Below are 18,616 nucleotides of genomic sequence, written 5' to 3'. Positions count from 1 at the left end.
AACCGCTCTAATATCAAGCGGTTTAGTTTAAATAGAGATCACCAGAAAGCTTGCTTATAAGCTATCTGCATCTAACATGCCATAACGAATGGCAAGGTGCGTCAGCTCAACATCCCCACTGATATCTAATTTATTGAATAAACGATAGCGGTAGCTGTTAACAGTTTTTGGGCTTAAGTTGAGTTGCTCAGAGATATCCGTGACTTTTTCACCCTTAGTGATCATCATCATGATCTGGAGCTCTCGTTCAGAGAGATCTTTAAATGGGTTATCACTTGAGACAACTTGACTCAAAGCCATTTGTTGCGCGATTTCTGGTGAAATATAACGTTGGCCACAACTGACAACGCGAATCGCATTGGTCATTTCATCAGGCCCTGCGCCTTTGGTTAAATATCCTGCTGCGCCAGCTTGCATCACTTTGGTCGGAAATGGATTTTCAGTATGAATCGTCAATACAATGATTTTTGTATCCGGATTAAAACGTAAAATCTTTTTCGTTGCTTCAAGGCCACCGATGCCAGGCATATTCATATCCATTAAAATCACATCCGCATGATTTAATCGGCACCATTTTACAGCATTCTCACCACTGTCAGTTTCCCCTACTACTTTCATGCCACGGACGTCTTCAATAATACGTCGAATCCCTGTGCGCACCAGTTCGTGATCATCTACAAGGAAAACATTTATCACTCTTGTATCTCCACACTCGGTTGCGAGCAAAGTTAAATGAGAGCATCAAGCAGGCTCATTACGGCTAACTTTACTAAAATTTATTAATTCTCGACCTTAAACATTAAAAACAAACTCTTCATTTTACTAAGATTAGTCTTCATTATGTAATACAGGCTGTCACTGCTTAGCATTATATATACTTTTTCAATAAAAGCATTAATGATTTACTGTGAAAATTAAATCGAATCACTCACTTCACATTACTTTGGAATAACGTCAAAAGACAAGCATTTTTTGTATAAACCCCGACAAATCACGCTATTTAGATATTTTTTGTACACATTTAAACGCACGACGTATAAAAAACACACAGTTCTTTAACCGCCTTTATGTTAAAATACTCAGTATTATATCCATTATAACCCGTAATTCTATGCACACTACTCAAGGCTTTATCCTTACTAAACATAGTCGTGATGTACCCAGTGCACAAGGTCTGAGTGCACAGTTAAAGCTTTGGGTCAAAACCAAGCAGGAAGTGATCGAACTGATTTTCGACAATCAAGAATTGGTTCTGTTTATCGCACAAACGGATGCCCTACGTTTGAAACCACTAAGTCAAACCATTGACGCGCGCATACATTCTCAGCCGCGCGCATTAACAGACTTTGATAAACATCCCATGGCTGCGGTCTATTGCCCCTCGCATCAAAGTTTAAAAGCTTTAACTCAAACCTTAGATGCGCATGAAATTGCATATTTTGAGCATGATATACGCCTTCATGATCGCTTTTTGATGGAGCGCTTTATTCAAGGCGGAATTGAAATCAATCAGCCTAGTGCGCCAAAAATTAAAAATCCGCAATGTCGCGCCTGTGATTTTTTACCTGATTTGTCATCCGTCTCTTTAGATTTAGAATGCTCAGAAAAAGGCGTTTTATACTCAGTTGGTTTAGATTCGACGCTTGATTCACGGGTGATTATGGTGAACCCTTTGGCTCAAGAAGAATATAACCAAAAACACGATTATTTGATCCAATGGGTCAAAGACGAAGCTGCGCTGCTGCATGCTTTAATCGCTTGGTTTGAGCGTTTTGATCCAGATTTAATTTTAGGCTGGAATGTGATTGATTTTGATTGCCAACTGCTTGATAAACGTGCCAAGGCGCACCAGATCCCGCTGAGCCTTGGTCGCGATAAAAGCCAGCTCTATTTTCGCAAGTCAAATCAGTCTAACCAAGGTTTTGTCTCGATTACTGGGCGCTTGGTGCTCGATGGGATTCATATGCTGAAAGCTGCGACCTATAGCTTTTCATCATGGTCACTTGAAAATGTTGCTCAAAGCTTGCTAGCGCAAGGCAAAACCATTACTCCTGAGCAAAATAAGATGGCGCAAATTAACCATTTATTTACCCATGATAAAGAAGCACTAGCGCAATACAATTGGCAAGATTGCCGCTTAGTCGTTGATATTTTTAAGCATACTCATTTGCTTGAGTTTTTAATTGAGCGCACCCGCTTAACTGGGCTCGATCTAGATCGCATCGGCGGCTCAGTCGCAGCCTTTACCAATTTATATCTGCCGCGTTTGCATCGCGCGGGCTATGTGGCGCCAAACCTTGCTTCTGAAAATTGGATCGCAAGCCCCGGCGGTTATGTGATGGACTCTACCCCAGGTCTTTATGATTCCGTCTTAGTACTTGATTTTAAATCCCTCTATCCATCAATTATTCGCAGTTTTAAAATCGATCCACTGGGTTTGATTGAAGGCTTAGATCTCCCAATTGGTAAAGGGGATAATGAGGCCATCCCCGGCTTTCGTGGCGGACAGTTTCATCGCAGCCGCCACTTTTTGCCTAAAATGATCGAAAACCTGTGGCAAGCACGCGAAAAAGCCAAAGCGAACAAAGAAGTGGCCTTTTCAACCGCGATTAAAATCATCATGAATTCTTTTTATGGTGTGCTCGGCTCATCCGGCTGTCGCTTTTTTGATACTCGTTTAGCCTCATCGATCACCATGCGCGGGCATGAGATCATGAAAAAAACGTGCCAACTCATTGAAGACAAAGGTTATCAAGTCATTTACGGGGATACCGACTCTCTCTTTGTCGCGCTCAACACCCCGCACTCCAACCAAGCGGCCAATCAGATTGGTCAAGATCTTGTTCACATGCTAAACCTTTGGTGGCAAGAACATTTACAAGATGAATACGCCCTAGAAAGTGCGCTGGAGCTGGAATATGAAACCCACTATGCACGCTTTTTAATGCCGACGATTCGCGGCGCCCAAACGGGTTCGAAAAAACGTTATTGCGGCTTAATCAAACAAGAAATTGAAGAAAATGGGCAGGTTAAAACAAGCTCCAAACTTATCTTTAAAGGGCTTGAAAGTGCGCGCAGTGATTGGACTGAACTGGCGCAAAAATTCCAAGCCAAGCTATATCAAATGGTATTTGAGTTACCTGATCCACATACGGCGCCCCAGCTGCAAGACTATGTCCGCAAAACTGTCGAAGAAACCTTAGCAGGCCAACATAACAGCGATTTAGTCTATCAAAAGCGTTTGCGTCAGCGCTTAAGTGAGTATCAAAAAAATATCCCACCACAAGTGCGCGCCGCGCGCGAAGCGGATCAGAAAAACCAAGCGCTTGGCAAACCGCTGCGCTATCAAAATAAAGGTGCAATTCGTTATGTGATCACCCTATCAGGGCCACAAGCTGTTGAATATCAAGATGCTGCTTTTGATTATCAACATTACATTGATAAGCAACTCAAGCCGGTTGCCGATGCCATTTTGCCCTTTATTGATCTAGATTTTGAATCTATTATTGCGCCTCAAATAGGGCTTTTTTAGTTTGGTTTTAGCAAGCTTTATGCTATGTTTTGCATCAAATAAAATCACCATAGGAAATCTCTCATGCCAAAAGCAAGTGAAGTGAAAAAAAATGCGGTTGTCGAGCACAATGGCAAAGTTTATTCTGTTAAAGAAATCAGCAAGTTAACACCAAGTGGCCGCGCTGGTGCAAGCCTTTATCGCATGCGTATGTATGATGTCGCAACAGGCGCAAAAGCGGATGAGAGCTTTAAAGCGGATGAAATCTTAACCCTTGCAGATTTTAGCCGTAAGAGCGTGATGTTCTCTTATATTGATGGTGAAGAATATGTATTTATGGATAATGAAGACTACACGCCATATCACTTCAATAAAGAAATGATCGCAGACGAAGCCTTATTCTTCAACGAAGATACCCAAGGTTTAAGTGTATTAGTGGTCAATGACGCACCTGTTGCCGTTGAATTACCATCATCGGTTGATCTAGAAATCGTTGAAACCTCACCATCGATCAAAGGCGCTTCAGCAAGTGCACGTACTAAGCCTGCGACATTAAGCACTGGCCTTGTTGTACAAGTACCTGAATACATTGCAAATGGTGATAAGATCCGTGTCAACACGACGGAACGTAAATTCATGAGCCGCGCGGACTAATTCTTCATCCTTGAAGCTGTAACTAGGTTAGCGTCGCGACACCGACCTTGTTACAACGGCAATGATTTTGAATTCAACAATGATGAGAAAAGCATGACAAATCGTATTTCGTTAGATGATGCTATTGACCTTGGTTATGATATTTTCCTTGAGATGGCACCAGACAACTTAGAGGCAGCAGACGTTGCCCTCTTTACCCTTCAATTTGAAGATCGCGGCGCAGCTGAAGCCGTTGAGCTTGGCACAGATTGGCCTGAGCATGTTGGTTTTGAAGTTGACGCTGATGATTATGCTGAAGTGCGTATTGGTCTCGTTAACGAAGCGGATGATGCGTTGGATGATGTGTTTGCTCGTCTTTTGATAAGCCTAGATCCTGAGCATAAGTTCTGCCATATTTTATGGAAGCGTGATTAAGTCTTAAGCTATCTAAAATGAAGGCTTTAAGCTTAGATTAAAAGCATATAGCGCGCATAAACATTGTAAAAGAAAGACAAAAAAATGCCCCAATTCTTATGGGGCATTTTTATATATACTTTTCAATCACTCAAACTTAACGTTGGCGTGTTGGTTTTGGCGATGGTTTACGCGAACCAGGACGGCCATTTGTCGTAATGCCACGGCCATTAGTTGCGCCACGAGCATTGGTTTGGCTTTGGTTACGTCCACCGCGACCTTGACCTTCTGCCGTTTGCCCACGGTTTGTGGTCGTGCCTTTGGTGTTAACTTTACCACGTGCGCCTTGACGGCCGCCTTTACCAGTTGTGACGCGCTCTTCGTGACGCTTAACTGCGCGACGAATCTTCTGACCACGCGCACGATCACGCTTACGCGAACCTGCATTTGGATCGATAAAGGTTTCACGCTCAGGTTTTAGCTCAACCATTTCACGTAAGTAGTTAACTTCTTTCAGCTCAAGTTCAACCCATCCACCACGTGGCAGGCTTTTCTCAAGGAAGATGTCACCATAACGAACACGTTTTAGACGGCTTACCGTCACGCCTTGTGATTCCCACAAACGACGTACTTCACGGTTACGACCTTCGGTGATCATGACATAGAAAGTATGGTTCATACCTTCACCACCAGCGTATACCACATCTTCAAAACGCGCCATGCCGTCTTCAAGTTCTACGCCGCGGGTAACGTTTTTAACCATCTCTTCGTTGACTTCACCAAAAACGCGGACTAAGTATTCACGTTCTACTTGGCGACTTGGGTGCATCAAGCGGTTAGCTAGTTCACCATCTGTAGTAAAGAGCAGTAGACCACCAGTGTTGGCATCCAAACGACCCACAGATACCCAACGTGCACCTTTGATATTTGGTAGACGATCAAAGACGGTGCGACGGCCTTCAGGATCATGACGTGTACATAACTCACCTTCTGGTTTGTTATACGCCAATACGCGACAAACGACTTCGCGTTCTTCTTTGACTGAAACCTTGTGTCCATCAACACGCACAATAGCCGTATCGTCTTCAAGACGATCACCTAGTTTTGCAACATTGCCATTGACGCTGACGCGACCTGATTGAATTAAACTCTCCACTTCACGACGTGAGCCATGGCCTGCGCGAGCTAAAACTTTTTGTAACTTTTCGTTCATTCATTTACCTTATTACGTCGACTTCACAGTCGTCGGTGCCTTAAAATTAGGCGGTTCACTTTCAGATAGTTTATACGCGGGTATTATGCCAAAAACTGGCTAAAACTGCATCATTTTTCAACAAATATTATTCAAATGGAGTCGCATCGCCTGCGCCGCGGCGCACAATCACTGCGTCATCGTCACTAAAATCAATCACAGTTGTCGGATCTTCACCTAAATAACCACCGTTAATGATGAGATCAACTTGGTTTTCAAGCATGTCACGAATTTCTTCGGGATCGGATTCTGTGGTGGATTTACCCGGTAAAATTAAAGAGGTCGACATTAAAGGTTCGCCCAACGCTTCGAGTAAATCGAGCGCGATTTTATTGTCAGGCACGCGGATCCCAATGGTTTTACGTTTTGGGTTCATTAAGCGGCGTGGCACCTCTTTGGTCCCTTTAAAAATAAAGGTATAAGCCCCAGGGGTGTTATTTTTGAGTAAGCGAAACGCTGTATTATCCACGCGCGCATAAAGCGAAAGCTCAGATAAATCACGACAAAGCAAAGTGAAGTTGTGCTTTTCGTCTAATTTACGAATGCGGCAAATGCGCTCTAATGCTTGCTTATTTTCAAGCTGGCAACCTAAAGCATAGCCCGAATCTGTTGGGTAGATAATCACTCCACCTTGACGAATGATCGCCACAGCTTGATTGATTAAACGTGCTTGCGGGTTTTCAGGATGCATATAAAAAAACTGACTCATGATCTCTCCTGTACTGCTAATTTCTTATTTATTAATCATTATTTAACTAAGTCCCACTCATGCCAGACTTCGGTGACGCCGCTTGGCAACCAAAGATTGCGCCCAAGTTCAGTCCAGGCGGAAGGATAATGAAAATCTGAACCTTGTGAAGCGAGTAACTTATACTCAATGGCATAATCGGCGTACAACCTACGATCGGGCATGCTTTGTTGCGGCTGCGCCACTTCCATTGCATCGCCATTCGCTTGCACAAAGGCGCTTAATAAACGCTTCAACCATTTGGCTGTGAATTTATAACTCCAAGGATGTGCGAGTACTGCTTGCCCACCGGCGGCCTGAATCACTTCGACTGCCTCAGCAATTGAGCACCAATTTGGCGGCACATAGCCTGGGTTATTGCGAGTGAGGTATTTTTTAAACACCTGCGCCATGGTATCGGCGTAGCCATGATCAACCAGCCACTTCGCAAAATGGGAGCGTGAAATCGCCGCGTCCCCAGCAATCGCTTGTACGCCTTCAAAAACGCCTTCTTGAGTGTGCTTTTCAAGGCGCGAAGCCATGAGTTGGGCACGCGCTAAACGTCTGTCTTTTTGCGCGACAATTAAATCATTTAGGGCTTTATTGTCTAAATCTACCCCAAGGCCAACAATATGAATATCTTTATTCTGCCAAACCGTTGAGATTTCAATGCCGTTGATAATTTTTAAATCATAATTTTGATCCGCCACGTAAGCATGCGCAGTTGGCAGTGCATCTAAGGTGTCGTGGTCGGTAATAGCGAGAACATCTAAGTCAAACTCAAGCGCCCGCTCAATTAAATCAATCACACTAAGGCGTCCATCGGATGCAGTCGTGTGACTATGTAAATCTATTTTCATTCAATAACCTATGCGCGAGGGCTCAATTCATATTTGAAGAGATGTTATTTTGGTTATCATTAGTGTAACTTGAATTGATAGCGATTGTGAGTTTATTTTTAGCTTTTAAAAGAAAAAACCTCAAAAGTATTCATCCAAACCAGCCTGATTAAAATTCATACAATTTTGTTTTTGTTAAATTTTTGCTTGACAGTCAAGGTTAATACTAGTTTACTAGTACACAAATACAAGAGGTTAATGAAAGGGTTTTCAATGAACAAGCCAGCGCAGCGTCCACACGCACACTTTACACATCAATCAGCATTGGTAGCAATTCACCGAACATGTCACTACCATGATGATCCCACTCAAGTTTTTTATAATCTTTGCATGCAAGGCAAGGCGCAAGGCAAACAAAACAGCTTGCTGCTTGAGAGTGCTGAAATTGATTCAAAAGAAAACCTAAAAAGCTTGCTTTTAGTCGATGCGGCTGTACGTATTGAATGTCGTGGCAATCAAGTGGAATGTATTGCGCAAACGCCAAACGGCGAGGCCCTGCTCGCAGCTTTAACGCCAAACTTAACCAAACTTGATACCACCCAAAGTGACAATAGCTTGAGCTTAACCTTCACCCCAGATCCCGATATCTTGGATGAAGATTCACGCTTAAAAATGAGCGGCTCACTCGATGCCCTGCGCCTGATTCAACATAGCTTTGATTTAACGGCCCACCAGTCAGAAGAGGATAAATTTAATCTCTTTATCGGCGGTTTGTTTGCCTATGATTTAGTCGGTAACTTTGAGCCAATTGGCGAGGTTGAAGCCATTGATAACTGCCCTGACTATGTGTTTTATGTGGCGGAAACCTTGATGGTGTTTGATCACCAAAAACAAGAAGTTCGCCTGCAAGCAAGCGCGTTTAAACAAGATAGAGCCCTTATTGATAGCCTTAATACGCGTTTAGATGAGATCAGCGCCCATTATCAAGATTTAACCCATTTACCTGCGGCAACTGCCCTGCCAAGCATGGAATTAAAAACAAATATTGACGATCCAGAGTTTAACCAAATCGTCACCGACCTTAAGCAGCACGTGGTGCAAGGTGATATTTTCCAAGTGGTGCCATCCAGACGTTTCTTCTTGCCGTGCCCATCACCGCTTGCGGCGTATAAAACATTAAAGCAAACCAACCCAAGCCCTTATATGTTTTATATGCAAGATGAGCTTTTCACTTTATTTGGCGCCTCACCTGAAAGCGCAATTAAATATGAAACCCAGAGCAACCAAGTGGAAATCTACCCGATTGCAGGCACCCGTCGTCGTGGCAAAAATCCAGATGGCAGCATTAACCCAGATTTAGATAGCCGCATTGAGCTTGAACTGCGAGGCGACATGAAAGAAAACGCTGAGCACATGATGTTGGTGGATTTAGCACGTAATGATGTGGCAAGAATCTCCAAGCCAGGCACGCGCCATGTGGCAGATTTACTAAAAGTGGATCGCTACAGCCACGTGATGCATTTGGTGTCACGCGTGGTGGGTCAATTGCGTGATGATTTAGATGCCCTGCATGCGTATCAAGCGAGCATGAATATGGGGACCTTAACCGGCGCGCCAAAAGTGCGTGCAATGAAATTTATCCGTGAAGTTGAAAAAGTACGTCGCGGCAGTTATGGCGGCGCTGTGGGTTATTTAACTGGCGATGGCGATCTTGATACCTGTATTGTGATCCGCTCAGCTTATGTCGAAAATGGCATGGCCTCGATTCAAGCGGGCGCAGGCGTCGTCTTTGACTCCATCGCCCAAGCTGAAAGTGATGAAACCCGCACCAAGGCGCAAGCTGTTATTTCTGCGATTCAAATCGCCCACCAAGCCAAGCAATAAGGATAAATATTATGGCGCAAATCATTTTTTTAGATAACTTTGACTCTTTTAGCTACAACTTGGTGGATCAATTTCGCAGCCTAGGCCATGAGGTTACAATTTATCGCAATAACCTGAGCTTAGATCAATTTCAAACGGCGATTCAAAGCCAAGAAAACCCTGTGCTTGTGCTTTCACCTGGCCCGGGTAAACCAAGTGATGCCGGGATCATGCCGCAAGTGATTGAAGCATTTAAAGGCAAGGTGCCTATGATTGGGATCTGCTTAGGCCATCAAGCCATTGTCGAGAGCTATGGCGGCATTGTTGCCGGCGCAGGCGAAATTGTGCATGGTAAGACCTCGGCTATGCGTCATGATAATCATGCTATTTTTAATCGCCTGCCGAGTGAGTTTGCGATTGCGCGTTATCATTCTTTGGTGGCAACCAAAGTGCCGGAGAGTTTAGATTTAGTCGCGCAAGTGGATGGTTTAGCCATGTGTGTGGTGAATGAAGCAGACAAAATTTGCGGCTTTCAATTTCATCCTGAGTCAATTATGACAACTTATGGCGCAAGTTTGCTTGAAAATGCAATTGATTGGGCGTTAGCTGAAAAACCTTGTGAAGCATAAATAGAAATTGTGGAATGATTAAGGGGTTATATATCAGCGCCGCAAAGCTTTGAGCCAAATGGATGTGGCGAATAGAGCGCCCATGGATGGCTTGAGCATCTTTGCATCAGTCGATATATGACCACTTAAGCACTTACGGAAAAGATTGATAAGCACATAAAAATTTAAGGAAAAACCATGCAACAGATACTGGAACAGCTTTACAAGCAAGAAAATTTAAGCAAAAACCAAAGCCAAGATTTATTTGCCAACATCATCCAAGGGGATCTTGATCCGCTCGTGCTCAGCTCAGCCCTCACCGCACTTAAAATCAAAGGCGAAACCGCCGAAGAAATCAGTGGCGCAGCCGAAGCACTGCTAAAACATGCCGCGCCTTTCCCACAGATTGAAGGCGAGTTTGCAGATATCGTTGGCACAGGTGGCGACGGTTCAAATACCTTTAATATCTCAACCACAGCCGCCTTTGTTGCTGCTGCCTGCGGAGTGAAAGTTGCCAAACACGGTAACCGCGGCGTTTCAAGTAAATCAGGCTCCTCAGATCTACTCGATGCATTTGGCATTGCACTGGATTTATCTAGCGAGAAAACCAAACAAGCAGTTGAAGAAATTGGCGTCGCATTTTTATTTGCGCCGCAATATCACCAAGGCGTACGCCATGCAATGCCAGTGCGTCAAGCATTGAAAACCCGCACTATTTTTAACCTGCTTGGGCCACTGATTAACCCAGCGCGTCCGCAAATTCAAGTTATGGGCGTGTATGACAAAGCCCTGCTGCCAACGCTTGCGCAAGCGCTCAAGCAAATGGGTCTAAAACGCGCCGCTGTGGTCAACGGCAGTGGCTTAGATGAAGTGGCAATTCATGGTCCAACCGATGTTGCCGAGCTCAAAGATGGCAAAATCGAGCAATATCAGCTCACAGCCGAAGATTTTGGGGTGAAATCTTACCCGCTCTCGAGTATTGTAGGTGGTGAGCCTGAAGAAAATAAAGCCATTGTCACCAATATCTTAACTGGCAAAGGCACAGAGGCACAAATGGCAGCCGTTGCTGTCAACGTGGCTTTATTACTCAAGCTCTTTGGTCATGAAGACCTCAAACAAAATACCCAACGCGCCATTGAAGTAATGCAAAGTGGCAAAGCCTATGCCCTTGTTCAAGCGTTAGCCGAATATAAATCGTAAGCAAACGCACAATTAAGCATCAAAATTCAATGCGTCAAAGGCTGTGAATGAAACAGAGGGAAAAATGGAAACAGTATTAGCAAAAATCGTTGAAGACAAAAAAGTCTGGATAGCGCAACGTAAGAAAACTCAGCCTTTAGCCAGCTTTCAAGCTGAAATTAGCAAAAGTGATCGTAGCCTTTACGCGGCATTAAGTGAGCCAAAAACGAGCTTCATCCTAGAATGTAAAAAGGCCTCACCATCAAAAGGTTTGATTCGAGAGGATTTTAACCTTGATGAGATCGCCCAAGTATATGCGAACTATGCCACAGCAGTCTCAGTATTAACCGATGAAAAGTACTTTCAAGGTCAATTTGAATTCTTACCACAAGTGCGCAGTCATTTGACTCAACCTGTCTTGTGCAAAGACTTTATGATCGACCCATATCAAGTCTATTTAGCGCGTTATTATCAAGCTGATGCCATCTTATTGATGCTTTCAGTGCTTGATGATGAGACCTATCTTAATCTACGTGAGTTAGCCTATTCGTTAGACTTAGATGTCTTAACCGAGGTCAGCAACCCAGATGAACTGATACGCGCCAAAGCCTTAAAAGCCCCTATTGTTGGGATCAACAACCGTGATTTGCGTGATTTAAGTATCGATCTTGCGCGCACCTTTGAGCTTGCTAAAGATTTAGATGAAGACACCATAGTGATTTCAGAATCTGGCCTTTATCATCATCATCAAGTGAAATCACTTTCGAAAGTTGCGGATGGCTTTTTAATTGGCAGCGCTTTAATGGCAGAAGAAAAGCTTGAACAAGCGGTGCGCAGCGTGATCTTAGGTGAAAACAAAGTTTGCGGCCTGACTCGTGTGCAAGATGCCAAAGCGGCGCTCAAGGCTGGCGCTGTCTATGGCGGCTTAATTTTCGCTCCAAATTCAAAACGTTATATCGAGCTTGAAGATGCCGAGAAAATCACCCAAGCGGTAGAGCTTAAATTTGTTGGTGTGTTCCAAGACGCAAAAATAGATGAAGTTGTCGACATTGCTCGCACGTTAAAACTAAGCGCGGTGCAACTGCATGGTGAAGAGTCGCAAGTTTATGTCAATGATTTGCGCGACGCTCTGCCAGAGACTTGTCAGATCTGGAAAGCTTACGGGATCCATGATCTTTTGCCTTTGCGTCTTGAAAGCCATATTGATCGCCATGTCTATGATTGCAAAGTTGGCACACAAAGTGGTGGCACAGGCAAAACCTTTGACTGGGCACTGCTCGATGATGTCAGCCTTGAGCACAAGCAAACCACGCTTATCGCCGGTGGCATTACTCCTGAAAATGTCAAGCAAGCCGCAAGCTATGGCTGCATTGGGCTGGATATGAACTCAGGGCTGGAAGATGCACCGGGTCTTAAAAACGAATTAAAAATTAAACAAGCTTTTCTCGCGCTGCGTGAATACTAATATTGAAAAAGTTTAAAGGATAAATAATGACAAAGCTTAACCCTTATTTTGGAGACTTTGGCGGCCAATACGTGCCACAAATTCTCGTTCCAGCGCTCGAGCAGCTTGAAAATGCTTTCTTAGAAGCCGTCGATGACCCTGACTTTCAAGCCGAATTTATGGGACTTTTGCAAGAGTACGCTGGTCGTCCAACCGCGCTAACCTTAACCCGTAACCTCACCAAAGGCACCAAAACGAAACTGTATCTCAAGCGTGAAGACTTGCTCCACGGCGGCGCACATAAAACCAACCAAGTGTTAGGTCAGGCCCTGCTTGCAAAACGCATGGGTAAACATGAAATCATCGCGGAAACTGGCGCAGGTCAACACGGCGTGGCGACAGCGCTCGCTTGTGCGCTACTTGGCTTAAAATGTAAAGTTTATATGGGCGCAAAAGATGTGGAGCGCCAAAGCCCAAACGTGTTCCGCATGCGTTTAATGGGCGCTGAGGTGATCCCTGTTCATTCTGGCTCGGCAACCTTAAAAGATGCGTGTAATGAAGCCATGCGTGACTGGGCTGGCAGCTATGAAAAAGCGCACTATCTACTGGGCACCGCCGCAGGTCCGCACCCCTTCCCAACAATTGTGCGTGAATTTCAAAAGATGATCGGTGAAGAAACTAAGCTACAAATCTTAGCCCGTGAAGGACGCCTGCCAGATGCTGTGATTGCATGTGTCGGCGGCGGCTCCAATGCGATTGGGATGTTTGCAGATTTCATTGAAGAAGAAAACGTTGCACTAATCGGCGTTGAACCTGCGGGCAAAGGCATTGATACCGACATGCACGGCGCACCGCTTAAGCATGGTAAAACCGGTATTTTCTTTGGCATGAAATCGCCAATGATGCAAGATGAACACGGTCAAATCGAAGAGTCTTACTCAATTTCAGCCGGCCTTGACTTCCCATCTGTGGGTCCGCAACACGCGCACCTTAACTCAATCGGCCGCGCGACCTATGACTCAGTGACCGATGATGAAGCTTTAGAAGCATTTCAAGAACTGGCTCGCCACGAAGGCATTATCCCTGCACTTGAATCTGCCCATGCGCTTGCTCACGGCCTGAAAATGGCGCGTCAAAACCCAGATAAAGAACAATTACTTGTCGTGAACTTATCCGGCCGCGGCGACAAAGATATTTTCACTGTGCACGATATTTTAAAACAAAAAGGAGATTTCGCATGAGCCAGAATACTTCCCAACCCAATGCGGATCGCTACCAAGTTTGTTTTGAAAACCTAAAAGCAAGTAAGCAAGGCGCTTTTGTCCCTTTTGTCACCTTAGGCGACCCAAGCCCTGAAATCTCGATGCAAATTTTAGAAACCTTAGTCGATGCTGGCGCCGATGCGCTTGAACTTGGCTTGCCATTTTCTGATCCGCTCGCCGATGGCCCAACGATTCAAGGGGCTAATGTGCGCAGCCTTGATGCAGGCACCACCCCAGCCCAATGCTTTGAAATGATTGAAGCATTGCGTCAAAAACACCCAGACACCCCCATTGGCCTACTCGTTTATGCCAACCTAGTGTTTGCCAACGGCGTTGAAAACTTCTATCAAAGATGTCAACAAGCTGGTGTCGACTCTGTGCTGATTGCAGATGTGCCGCTGCATGAAAGTGCGCCGTATGTGGCTGCGGCCAATAAATTTAATGTTGCGCCAATTTTCATTGCGCCGCCGAATGCAGATGATGCAACACTGAAAAAAGTTGCCGAGCTTGGCAAAGGCTATACTTATTTACTTTCACGCGCAGGGGTTACTGGCGCAGAAACCAAAGCAAATATGCCAATTGACCATGTGTTAGAAAAGCTGGAAACTTATCAAGCAGCGCCACCTTTGCTTGGTTTTGGGATCTCTGAGCCTGCGCAAGTTAAAGCGGCGATTGATGCAGGCGCAGCCGGTGCCATTTCTGGCTCTGCTGTGGTCAAAATCATTGAAGAAAACAAAGATGCGCCAAGTGTTATGCTTGAAAAACTAGCTGCGTTTGTACGCGCGATGAAGGCAGCGAGCCTAGGCTAGTCGCTTCAATTGATGAAATTTTAAGCTTTACAATTAAAATATGCGCCGAGACTCCGAGCAATTGAGACTAGGCGCATAATTAATTAAAATTAATCGGTTTAATTTGTCACAAAATATCTATTTTAGTTTTTCATTATCTAAAAAGTCGGTAGACTAACAGGCAAACATTGCCCCAGTGCTAAGACACTTATTGCTTGGGTATGGATCTTGTATATTGATATGGAAACCAAATCTTTCTATGAAGCAGTTTATCGACTTTATCCCTCTCGTCATTTTCTTTGCCCTCTACAAACTTTATGATATCTATGTCGCCACAGGCGCATTAATCGTTGCGACTGCGTTGCAACTCATCATTACTTATTGTGTATATAAAAAAGTAGAGAAAGTTCAGCTTATTACCTTTGTGGTGGTGGCCGTCTTTGGTTCGATGACCATTTTCTTTCATAACGATGATTTTATTAAATGGAAAGTGACTGTTATTTACGCACTTTTTGCTTTGGGATTGTTTATTTCAAACTTTTTAGGCAAACCTGTGCTCAAAGGCTTATTAGGTAAAGAAATCACGCTGCCGGATCGCGTTTGGGAGCATATCAACTGGGCATGGATTGGCTTTTTTGCTGTGTGCGCCGTAGTTAATGTTTATGTCGCATTTCGCTTACCACTTGATGTATGGGTGAATTTCAAAGTCTTTGGCTTAATGATTGCTACCTTTGTCTATACCTTATTTACTGGCATTTATATTTATAAACATCTGCCAAAAGATGAGACCCAAGACGACTAATTTTGCTAATAAACTCTGCATTTACAATGCAAAGATACTTAAGTAAAAGTAATACTTATGTTACAGTGAAGTTCTCACTAAAACTTGTATATGCACGTTTTAAACTTTCATAAAACGTGCATATGATGCTATAGGGATTGATATGTCACAGCAAATGAAAGGACAATCTGCGCCGAAGGGTGAATTATTATTACGCACACTTGCCATGCCTGCTGACACCAACGCAAATGGTGATATTTTTGGTGGTTGGATAATGTCACAGCTTGACCTTGCTGGCGCAATCCTTGCCAAAGAAATCAGCTATGGCCGTGTGGTGACAGTGTCGGTTTCAAGTATCAGTTTTAAGCGTCCAGTTAAAGTTGGGGATGTGGTATGCTGTCATGGTGAATGTACGCGTATTGGCAATACCTCTTTGTCTGTCGCCCTTGAAGTTTGGGTGAAATCTGTCAATACAGATGGCATTGGTAGCCGCGAAATCGTTTGTGATGCCACTTTCAACTATGTCGCGATTGATAAAGATGGCCGCCCACGCCCGATTCGTGCGATAGATTGTGACGATGCTGATGCGAGCATGAATATATAAACGCAGTGGTGTCAATAAAAGACCCTACGCCTGAAATCGAATAAGGAAATAGAATGAATTGGTATGTGATTTACGCTCAAGACGTTGAAAACTCTTTAGAAAAACGCTTATCTGTGCGCGATGCACACCTTGCGCGATTAGAAGCCTTACATCAGGCGCAACGCTTGTTAGTCGCCGGTCCCATGCCTGCAAGTGATACGCAAAGCCCTACGCAAGCTGGTTTTACTGGCTCAACTGTGATTGCTAAGTTTGCTAGCCTTGAAGATGCAAAAGCTTGGGCCGAGCAAGATCCTTATGTCGAAGCTGGCGTGTATGCCAATGTTAGCGTGAAGCCTTTTCTTCAAGTTTACCCAAAATAATCGAACAGTTTTCAACCTTAATTCGAGTCAACTATGAATTTTAAAACCCTGAGTGTTTTCTCTCTTCTAAGCCTAGGTCTTGTAGGCTGCGCCTCCGTACAAGAACAAAACTCTATGGCAGAATACCGTGCGAATGTCATTTCTGCTGGTTTACCAGTGCAATACGGCCCACTCAATGTCGTATCTGCCCGCTCACAAGAAAATCAAGTGATCATTAACATGATTTATAATGATTTAAGCGCCGTTGTTAGCCCGCAAGAGTTGATGACCAAGAGCACTCGCACCCTATGTAACAACCCTGAAGTGAGCACTTTACTCAATAAAGGTGTGAACTATCGCGTGGTGATCCGCAGTGACCGTGGTCAACTGTTAACCGATGAAGTGATCAGCTCAAACAGCTGCGAAAATATTGATAAATAAGCTATTTTGAGCCTAGATTGGCATAAATAATGCTTTAAATCAGTCACCTTTGTCCATATACCAGATAAAGGTGGCTAAAGATTTAAACTAGCTACCTGTCATGCCTTTATTTCAAAATCAACACGCCCTTGCAAAGCCTTAACGAGCAAAAAGCAGTACCTTTAAACCCGCTTCTTGATCTATATCTTCAAACACTCTTGGATTTTCCAAGCGCTTGATAAAGGTCAATTCACTCGCATGCTCAGCCATCCCGTCAATCAAAAACTGGCTATCGACCGCAGGTGAATTCACACAAGCAAGCACTTGGGCTGTATCCGTCATCAAACTTGGTAAACGGCGTAAAATCTTTTGATAATCTTTTGTCAGCGCAAAACTTCCCTTTTGAAAAGATGGCGGATCAATCACGATCAGATCATAAGGCCCAGCTTTACTGATTTTACCCCAAGATTTTAGAATATCGTGCCCCATAAAACTCACTTTAGATAAGTCGTGTTCATTCAGACGATGATTATCACGCCCCTTGGCTAATGATGCTTTTGCCATATCGACATTCACCACATGGGATGCGCCGCCAGCAATCGCTGCCACTGAAAAGCCGCAGGTATAAGCGAATAGATTTAAAACTTTTTTATCTTGTGACTGCGCCTTTACAAATTCACGCCCTTTCGCCATATCTAAAAATAAGCCCGTATTTTGCGCGCGCCCAATGCTCAGATGATATTTTAAGCCATTTTCCGTGCCAATCACTTGCTCTTGATGTGACCCTGTCACTACTTGATAAGGCGCGCCATGTTGATAGCGATGGGCGATACCAATACTTTGCCCTGAAACGTGCTGCCAGATCTCAGTTTGTGCCAGTTCAGTTAAACCTTGCACTAGCTGAGTTTGAAAATCTTCATCTACGGCTTTAAACAAGCTCACAACCAAGTGCCCGGCTAACCAGTCGGCGGTGATCTGCTCAAGGCCGGGGTAACAGCGACCACGACCATGAAATAAACGTTGTAACTCTTGGGTATCTTGATTTGCGCTAGCCGTTTCAAGCGCACGAGTGAGCTGAGTAAAAAATAGATCTAATGCGTCTGGGGTCATGTTTAATTCTTGTTGGTTAAATTTCATATTCATTCTAAAGATACTTAATTACGCTCGTTCGATGCCGCTTTGACGACGGCGGCTGATAATTTAGGCCAAACCAGTTGCCAAGGTTCTTGCCAATCTAGTATTGCTTTTTTCACCCAAGGATCTTGCCATAATTGACCACAATCTGTTAGCTCTGATGGCGAAAGAACATAGCTATATAGCTTGTCTTGGTAGGAAAAACGTATCGCAAAGGCATGTAAATAGCCGCGATCAGCGTTGAAGTGTGGATTTGAAACTTGCTTATCGGCATATAAAGGATCGCCAAAAATCGCGCTGCCAAGGGCATTTAAGGCGACACGAATTTGATGGGTTTTGCCTGTATAAGGTTTACACAAAAATAGACGCAAGCCAGATTCAGCGCCTTTTGAGAAGAACTGGGTGACAGCAGGTTGTTGCATGCTCGGCAAAAGTTTCCACATGCCGCGACGCGATTTTTGCATATCTCCGCAAATTAAACCCTGTTTTTTCTTCGGCTTTTGGATGCTCAGTGCAAGGTAGAATTTTTCAACTTCGCGCTTGGCAAAATTTTGACTCAAGGCGGCAGCGGCCTCTTTATGTTTCGCAAGTACCACTAGCCCAGAGGTCATTTTATCAAGACGGTGGACTAAATAGAGTTTGTCTATACCAAGCTTGGCTTGGATGTATGTCAACCAAGGTTCATCCGCATCATCTTTATGCACGGAAACATTCGGATGCTTATTCACGAGAATAAAATCTGGCGTATCTGCAATCAGATCAAACATGCTGCGCCCTTTTGAAAATAAAAGCCAAACTTTAACTTATTTTATTAAAAAA

General features: G+C 44.1%; 19 protein-coding genes. 13 read left to right on the top strand and 6 right to left on the bottom strand.

All coding sequences use genetic code 11. The features are described from left to right. Positions 1–54: 54 nt before the first annotated feature. Positions 55–696 (bottom strand): UvrY/SirA/GacA family response regulator transcription factor, encoded by a 642-nt coding sequence (gene uvrY, locus AC2VOY_RS00370; protein ID WP_491831607.1) that lies wholly within the window; start codon positions 694–696, stop codon positions 55–57. Positions 697–1,111: 415 nt separating this feature from the next. Here uvrY and AC2VOY_RS00365 point away from each other — a divergent pair, with 415 nt between their 5' ends. The 3 genes from AC2VOY_RS00365 to AC2VOY_RS00355 all read left to right on the top strand — a co-directional run bounded on the left by AC2VOY_RS00365 (position 1,112) and on the right by AC2VOY_RS00355 (position 4,579). Next, positions 1,112–3,532, top strand: a complete 2,421-nt coding sequence (locus tag AC2VOY_RS00365) for a DNA polymerase II (protein WP_491831606.1) — start codon at positions 1,112–1,114, stop codon at positions 3,530–3,532. Between the two features lie 63 nt (positions 3,533–3,595). Beyond that, positions 3,596–4,165 (top strand): elongation factor P-like protein EfpL, encoded by a 570-nt coding sequence (gene efpL / locus AC2VOY_RS00360; RefSeq protein ID WP_491831604.1) that lies wholly within the window; start codon positions 3,596–3,598, stop codon positions 4,163–4,165. Positions 4,166–4,258: 93 nt separating this feature from the next. Next, on the top strand, positions 4,259–4,579 hold the full coding sequence (locus AC2VOY_RS00355; protein ID WP_491831602.1) for an HI1450 family dsDNA-mimic protein: 321 nt from the start codon (positions 4,259–4,261) through the stop codon (positions 4,577–4,579). Positions 4,580–4,715: 136 nt separating this feature from the next. On the opposite strand, the gene rluB is transcribed toward AC2VOY_RS00355, so the two are convergent. The 3 genes from rluB to rnm all read right to left on the bottom strand — a co-directional run bounded on the left by rluB (position 4,716) and on the right by rnm (position 7,397). Further along, a complete protein-coding gene (gene rluB, locus AC2VOY_RS00350) occupies positions 4,716–5,771 on the bottom strand; it encodes a 23S rRNA pseudouridine(2605) synthase RluB (RefSeq protein WP_491831600.1) in 1,056 nt (351 codons plus the stop codon). A 127-nt stretch (positions 5,772–5,898) separates the two neighbouring features. Next, complete coding sequence (locus AC2VOY_RS00345; RefSeq protein WP_491831598.1) at positions 5,899–6,519, bottom strand: L-threonylcarbamoyladenylate synthase; 621 nt, start codon at positions 6,517–6,519, stop codon at positions 5,899–5,901. A gap of 38 nt (positions 6,520–6,557) precedes the next feature. Continuing rightward, positions 6,558–7,397, bottom strand: coding sequence for an RNase RNM (rnm, locus tag AC2VOY_RS00340; protein ID WP_491831596.1), 840 nt, complete (start codon positions 7,395–7,397; stop codon positions 6,558–6,560). Between the two features lie 252 nt (positions 7,398–7,649). Between rnm and AC2VOY_RS00335 the strand changes: the two genes are divergently transcribed. The 10 genes from AC2VOY_RS00335 (at position 7,650) to gspS2 (ending at position 16,684) form a co-directional block, all read left to right on the top strand. Then, entirely contained in the window at positions 7,650–9,260 is a 1,611-nt protein-coding gene (locus tag AC2VOY_RS00335) for an anthranilate synthase component 1 (protein WP_491831594.1), read from the top strand. An 11-nt stretch (positions 9,261–9,271) separates the two neighbouring features. After that, positions 9,272–9,868, top strand: coding sequence for an aminodeoxychorismate/anthranilate synthase component II (locus AC2VOY_RS00330; protein WP_491831592.1), 597 nt, complete (start codon positions 9,272–9,274; stop codon positions 9,866–9,868). 177 nt (positions 9,869–10,045) lie between these two features. Further along, positions 10,046–11,047, top strand: a complete 1,002-nt coding sequence (gene trpD, locus AC2VOY_RS00325) for an anthranilate phosphoribosyltransferase (protein WP_491831590.1) — start codon at positions 10,046–10,048, stop codon at positions 11,045–11,047. Positions 11,048–11,111: 64 nt separating this feature from the next. Then, positions 11,112–12,491 (top strand): bifunctional indole-3-glycerol-phosphate synthase TrpC/phosphoribosylanthranilate isomerase TrpF, encoded by a 1,380-nt coding sequence (trpCF, locus tag AC2VOY_RS00320; RefSeq protein ID WP_491831589.1) that lies wholly within the window; start codon positions 11,112–11,114, stop codon positions 12,489–12,491. Positions 12,492–12,517: 26 nt separating this feature from the next. Beyond that, positions 12,518–13,711 (top strand): tryptophan synthase subunit beta, encoded by a 1,194-nt coding sequence (gene trpB, locus AC2VOY_RS00315; protein ID WP_491831587.1) that lies wholly within the window; start codon positions 12,518–12,520, stop codon positions 13,709–13,711. Then, positions 13,708–14,541, top strand: a complete 834-nt coding sequence (gene trpA / locus AC2VOY_RS00310; RefSeq protein WP_491831585.1) for a tryptophan synthase subunit alpha — start codon at positions 13,708–13,710, stop codon at positions 14,539–14,541. The genes trpB and trpA overlap by 4 nt, the downstream gene beginning before the upstream one ends. Before the next feature lie 238 nt (positions 14,542–14,779). Next, complete coding sequence (locus tag AC2VOY_RS00305; RefSeq protein ID WP_491831583.1) at positions 14,780–15,322, top strand: septation protein A; 543 nt, start codon at positions 14,780–14,782, stop codon at positions 15,320–15,322. Positions 15,323–15,464: 142 nt separating this feature from the next. Beyond that, positions 15,465–15,905: an acyl-CoA thioester hydrolase YciA gene (gene yciA / locus AC2VOY_RS00300; protein WP_491831581.1), complete on the top strand. Its 441-nt coding sequence runs from the start codon at positions 15,465–15,467 to the stop codon at positions 15,903–15,905. A gap of 53 nt (positions 15,906–15,958) precedes the next feature. Next, complete coding sequence (locus AC2VOY_RS00295) at positions 15,959–16,264, top strand: YciI family protein (protein WP_491831579.1); 306 nt, start codon at positions 15,959–15,961, stop codon at positions 16,262–16,264. A gap of 33 nt (positions 16,265–16,297) precedes the next feature. Continuing rightward, positions 16,298–16,684: a type II secretion system pilot lipoprotein GspS-beta gene (gene gspS2, locus AC2VOY_RS00290; protein ID WP_491831577.1), complete on the top strand. Its 387-nt coding sequence runs from the start codon at positions 16,298–16,300 to the stop codon at positions 16,682–16,684. Between the two features lie 138 nt (positions 16,685–16,822). Here gspS2 and AC2VOY_RS00285 read toward each other — a convergent pair whose 3' ends face one another. Together AC2VOY_RS00285 and AC2VOY_RS00280 are read right to left on the bottom strand one after the other, a co-directional pair. Further along, positions 16,823–17,773 carry a class I SAM-dependent methyltransferase gene (locus AC2VOY_RS00285; protein ID WP_491833083.1) on the bottom strand — a complete coding sequence of 317 codons (951 nt, stop codon included), beginning with the start codon at positions 17,771–17,773 and terminating at the stop codon, positions 16,823–16,825. Positions 17,774–17,817: 44 nt separating this feature from the next. Continuing rightward, positions 17,818–18,564: a TIGR01621 family pseudouridine synthase gene (locus AC2VOY_RS00280; RefSeq protein ID WP_491831575.1), complete on the bottom strand. Its 747-nt coding sequence runs from the start codon at positions 18,562–18,564 to the stop codon at positions 17,818–17,820. Between the last annotated feature and the right edge of the window lie 52 nt (positions 18,565–18,616).

The organism is Vibrio sp. KMM 9700 (assembly GCF_058545285.1).
This window is presented reverse-complemented; position numbering and strand designations above follow the sequence as displayed.

Coding starts and splice junctions, on each gene's coding strand:
- AC2VOY_RS00280 (WP_491831575.1), bottom strand. CDS start 18,564: ATGTTTGATCTGATTGCAGATACGCCAGATTTTATTCTCGTGAATAAG.
- AC2VOY_RS00295 (WP_491831579.1), top strand. CDS start 15,959: ATGAATTGGTATGTGATTTACGCTCAAGACGTTGAAAACTCTTTAGAA.
- trpD (WP_491831590.1), top strand. CDS start 10,046: ATGCAACAGATACTGGAACAGCTTTACAAGCAAGAAAATTTAAGCAAA.
- trpCF (WP_491831589.1), top strand. CDS start 11,112: ATGGAAACAGTATTAGCAAAAATCGTTGAAGACAAAAAAGTCTGGATA.
- gspS2 (WP_491831577.1), top strand. CDS start 16,298: ATGAATTTTAAAACCCTGAGTGTTTTCTCTCTTCTAAGCCTAGGTCTT.
- AC2VOY_RS00330 (WP_491831592.1), top strand. CDS start 9,272: ATGGCGCAAATCATTTTTTTAGATAACTTTGACTCTTTTAGCTACAAC.
- AC2VOY_RS00335 (WP_491831594.1), top strand. CDS start 7,650: ATGAACAAGCCAGCGCAGCGTCCACACGCACACTTTACACATCAATCA.
- AC2VOY_RS00365 (WP_491831606.1), top strand. CDS start 1,112: ATGCACACTACTCAAGGCTTTATCCTTACTAAACATAGTCGTGATGTA.
- rluB (WP_491831600.1), bottom strand. CDS start 5,771: ATGAACGAAAAGTTACAAAAAGTTTTAGCTCGCGCAGGCCATGGCTCA.
- trpA (WP_491831585.1), top strand. CDS start 13,708: ATGAGCCAGAATACTTCCCAACCCAATGCGGATCGCTACCAAGTTTGT.
- AC2VOY_RS00345 (WP_491831598.1), bottom strand. CDS start 6,519: ATGAGTCAGTTTTTTTATATGCATCCTGAAAACCCGCAAGCACGTTTA.
- trpB (WP_491831587.1), top strand. CDS start 12,518: ATGACAAAGCTTAACCCTTATTTTGGAGACTTTGGCGGCCAATACGTG.
- AC2VOY_RS00305 (WP_491831583.1), top strand. CDS start 14,780: ATGAAGCAGTTTATCGACTTTATCCCTCTCGTCATTTTCTTTGCCCTC.
- AC2VOY_RS00285 (WP_491833083.1), bottom strand. CDS start 17,773: ATGACCCCAGACGCATTAGATCTATTTTTTACTCAGCTCACTCGTGCG.
- rnm (WP_491831596.1), bottom strand. CDS start 7,397: ATGAAAATAGATTTACATAGTCACACGACTGCATCCGATGGACGCCTT.
- efpL (WP_491831604.1), top strand. CDS start 3,596: ATGCCAAAAGCAAGTGAAGTGAAAAAAAATGCGGTTGTCGAGCACAAT.
- AC2VOY_RS00355 (WP_491831602.1), top strand. CDS start 4,259: ATGACAAATCGTATTTCGTTAGATGATGCTATTGACCTTGGTTATGAT.
- yciA (WP_491831581.1), top strand. CDS start 15,465: ATGTCACAGCAAATGAAAGGACAATCTGCGCCGAAGGGTGAATTATTA.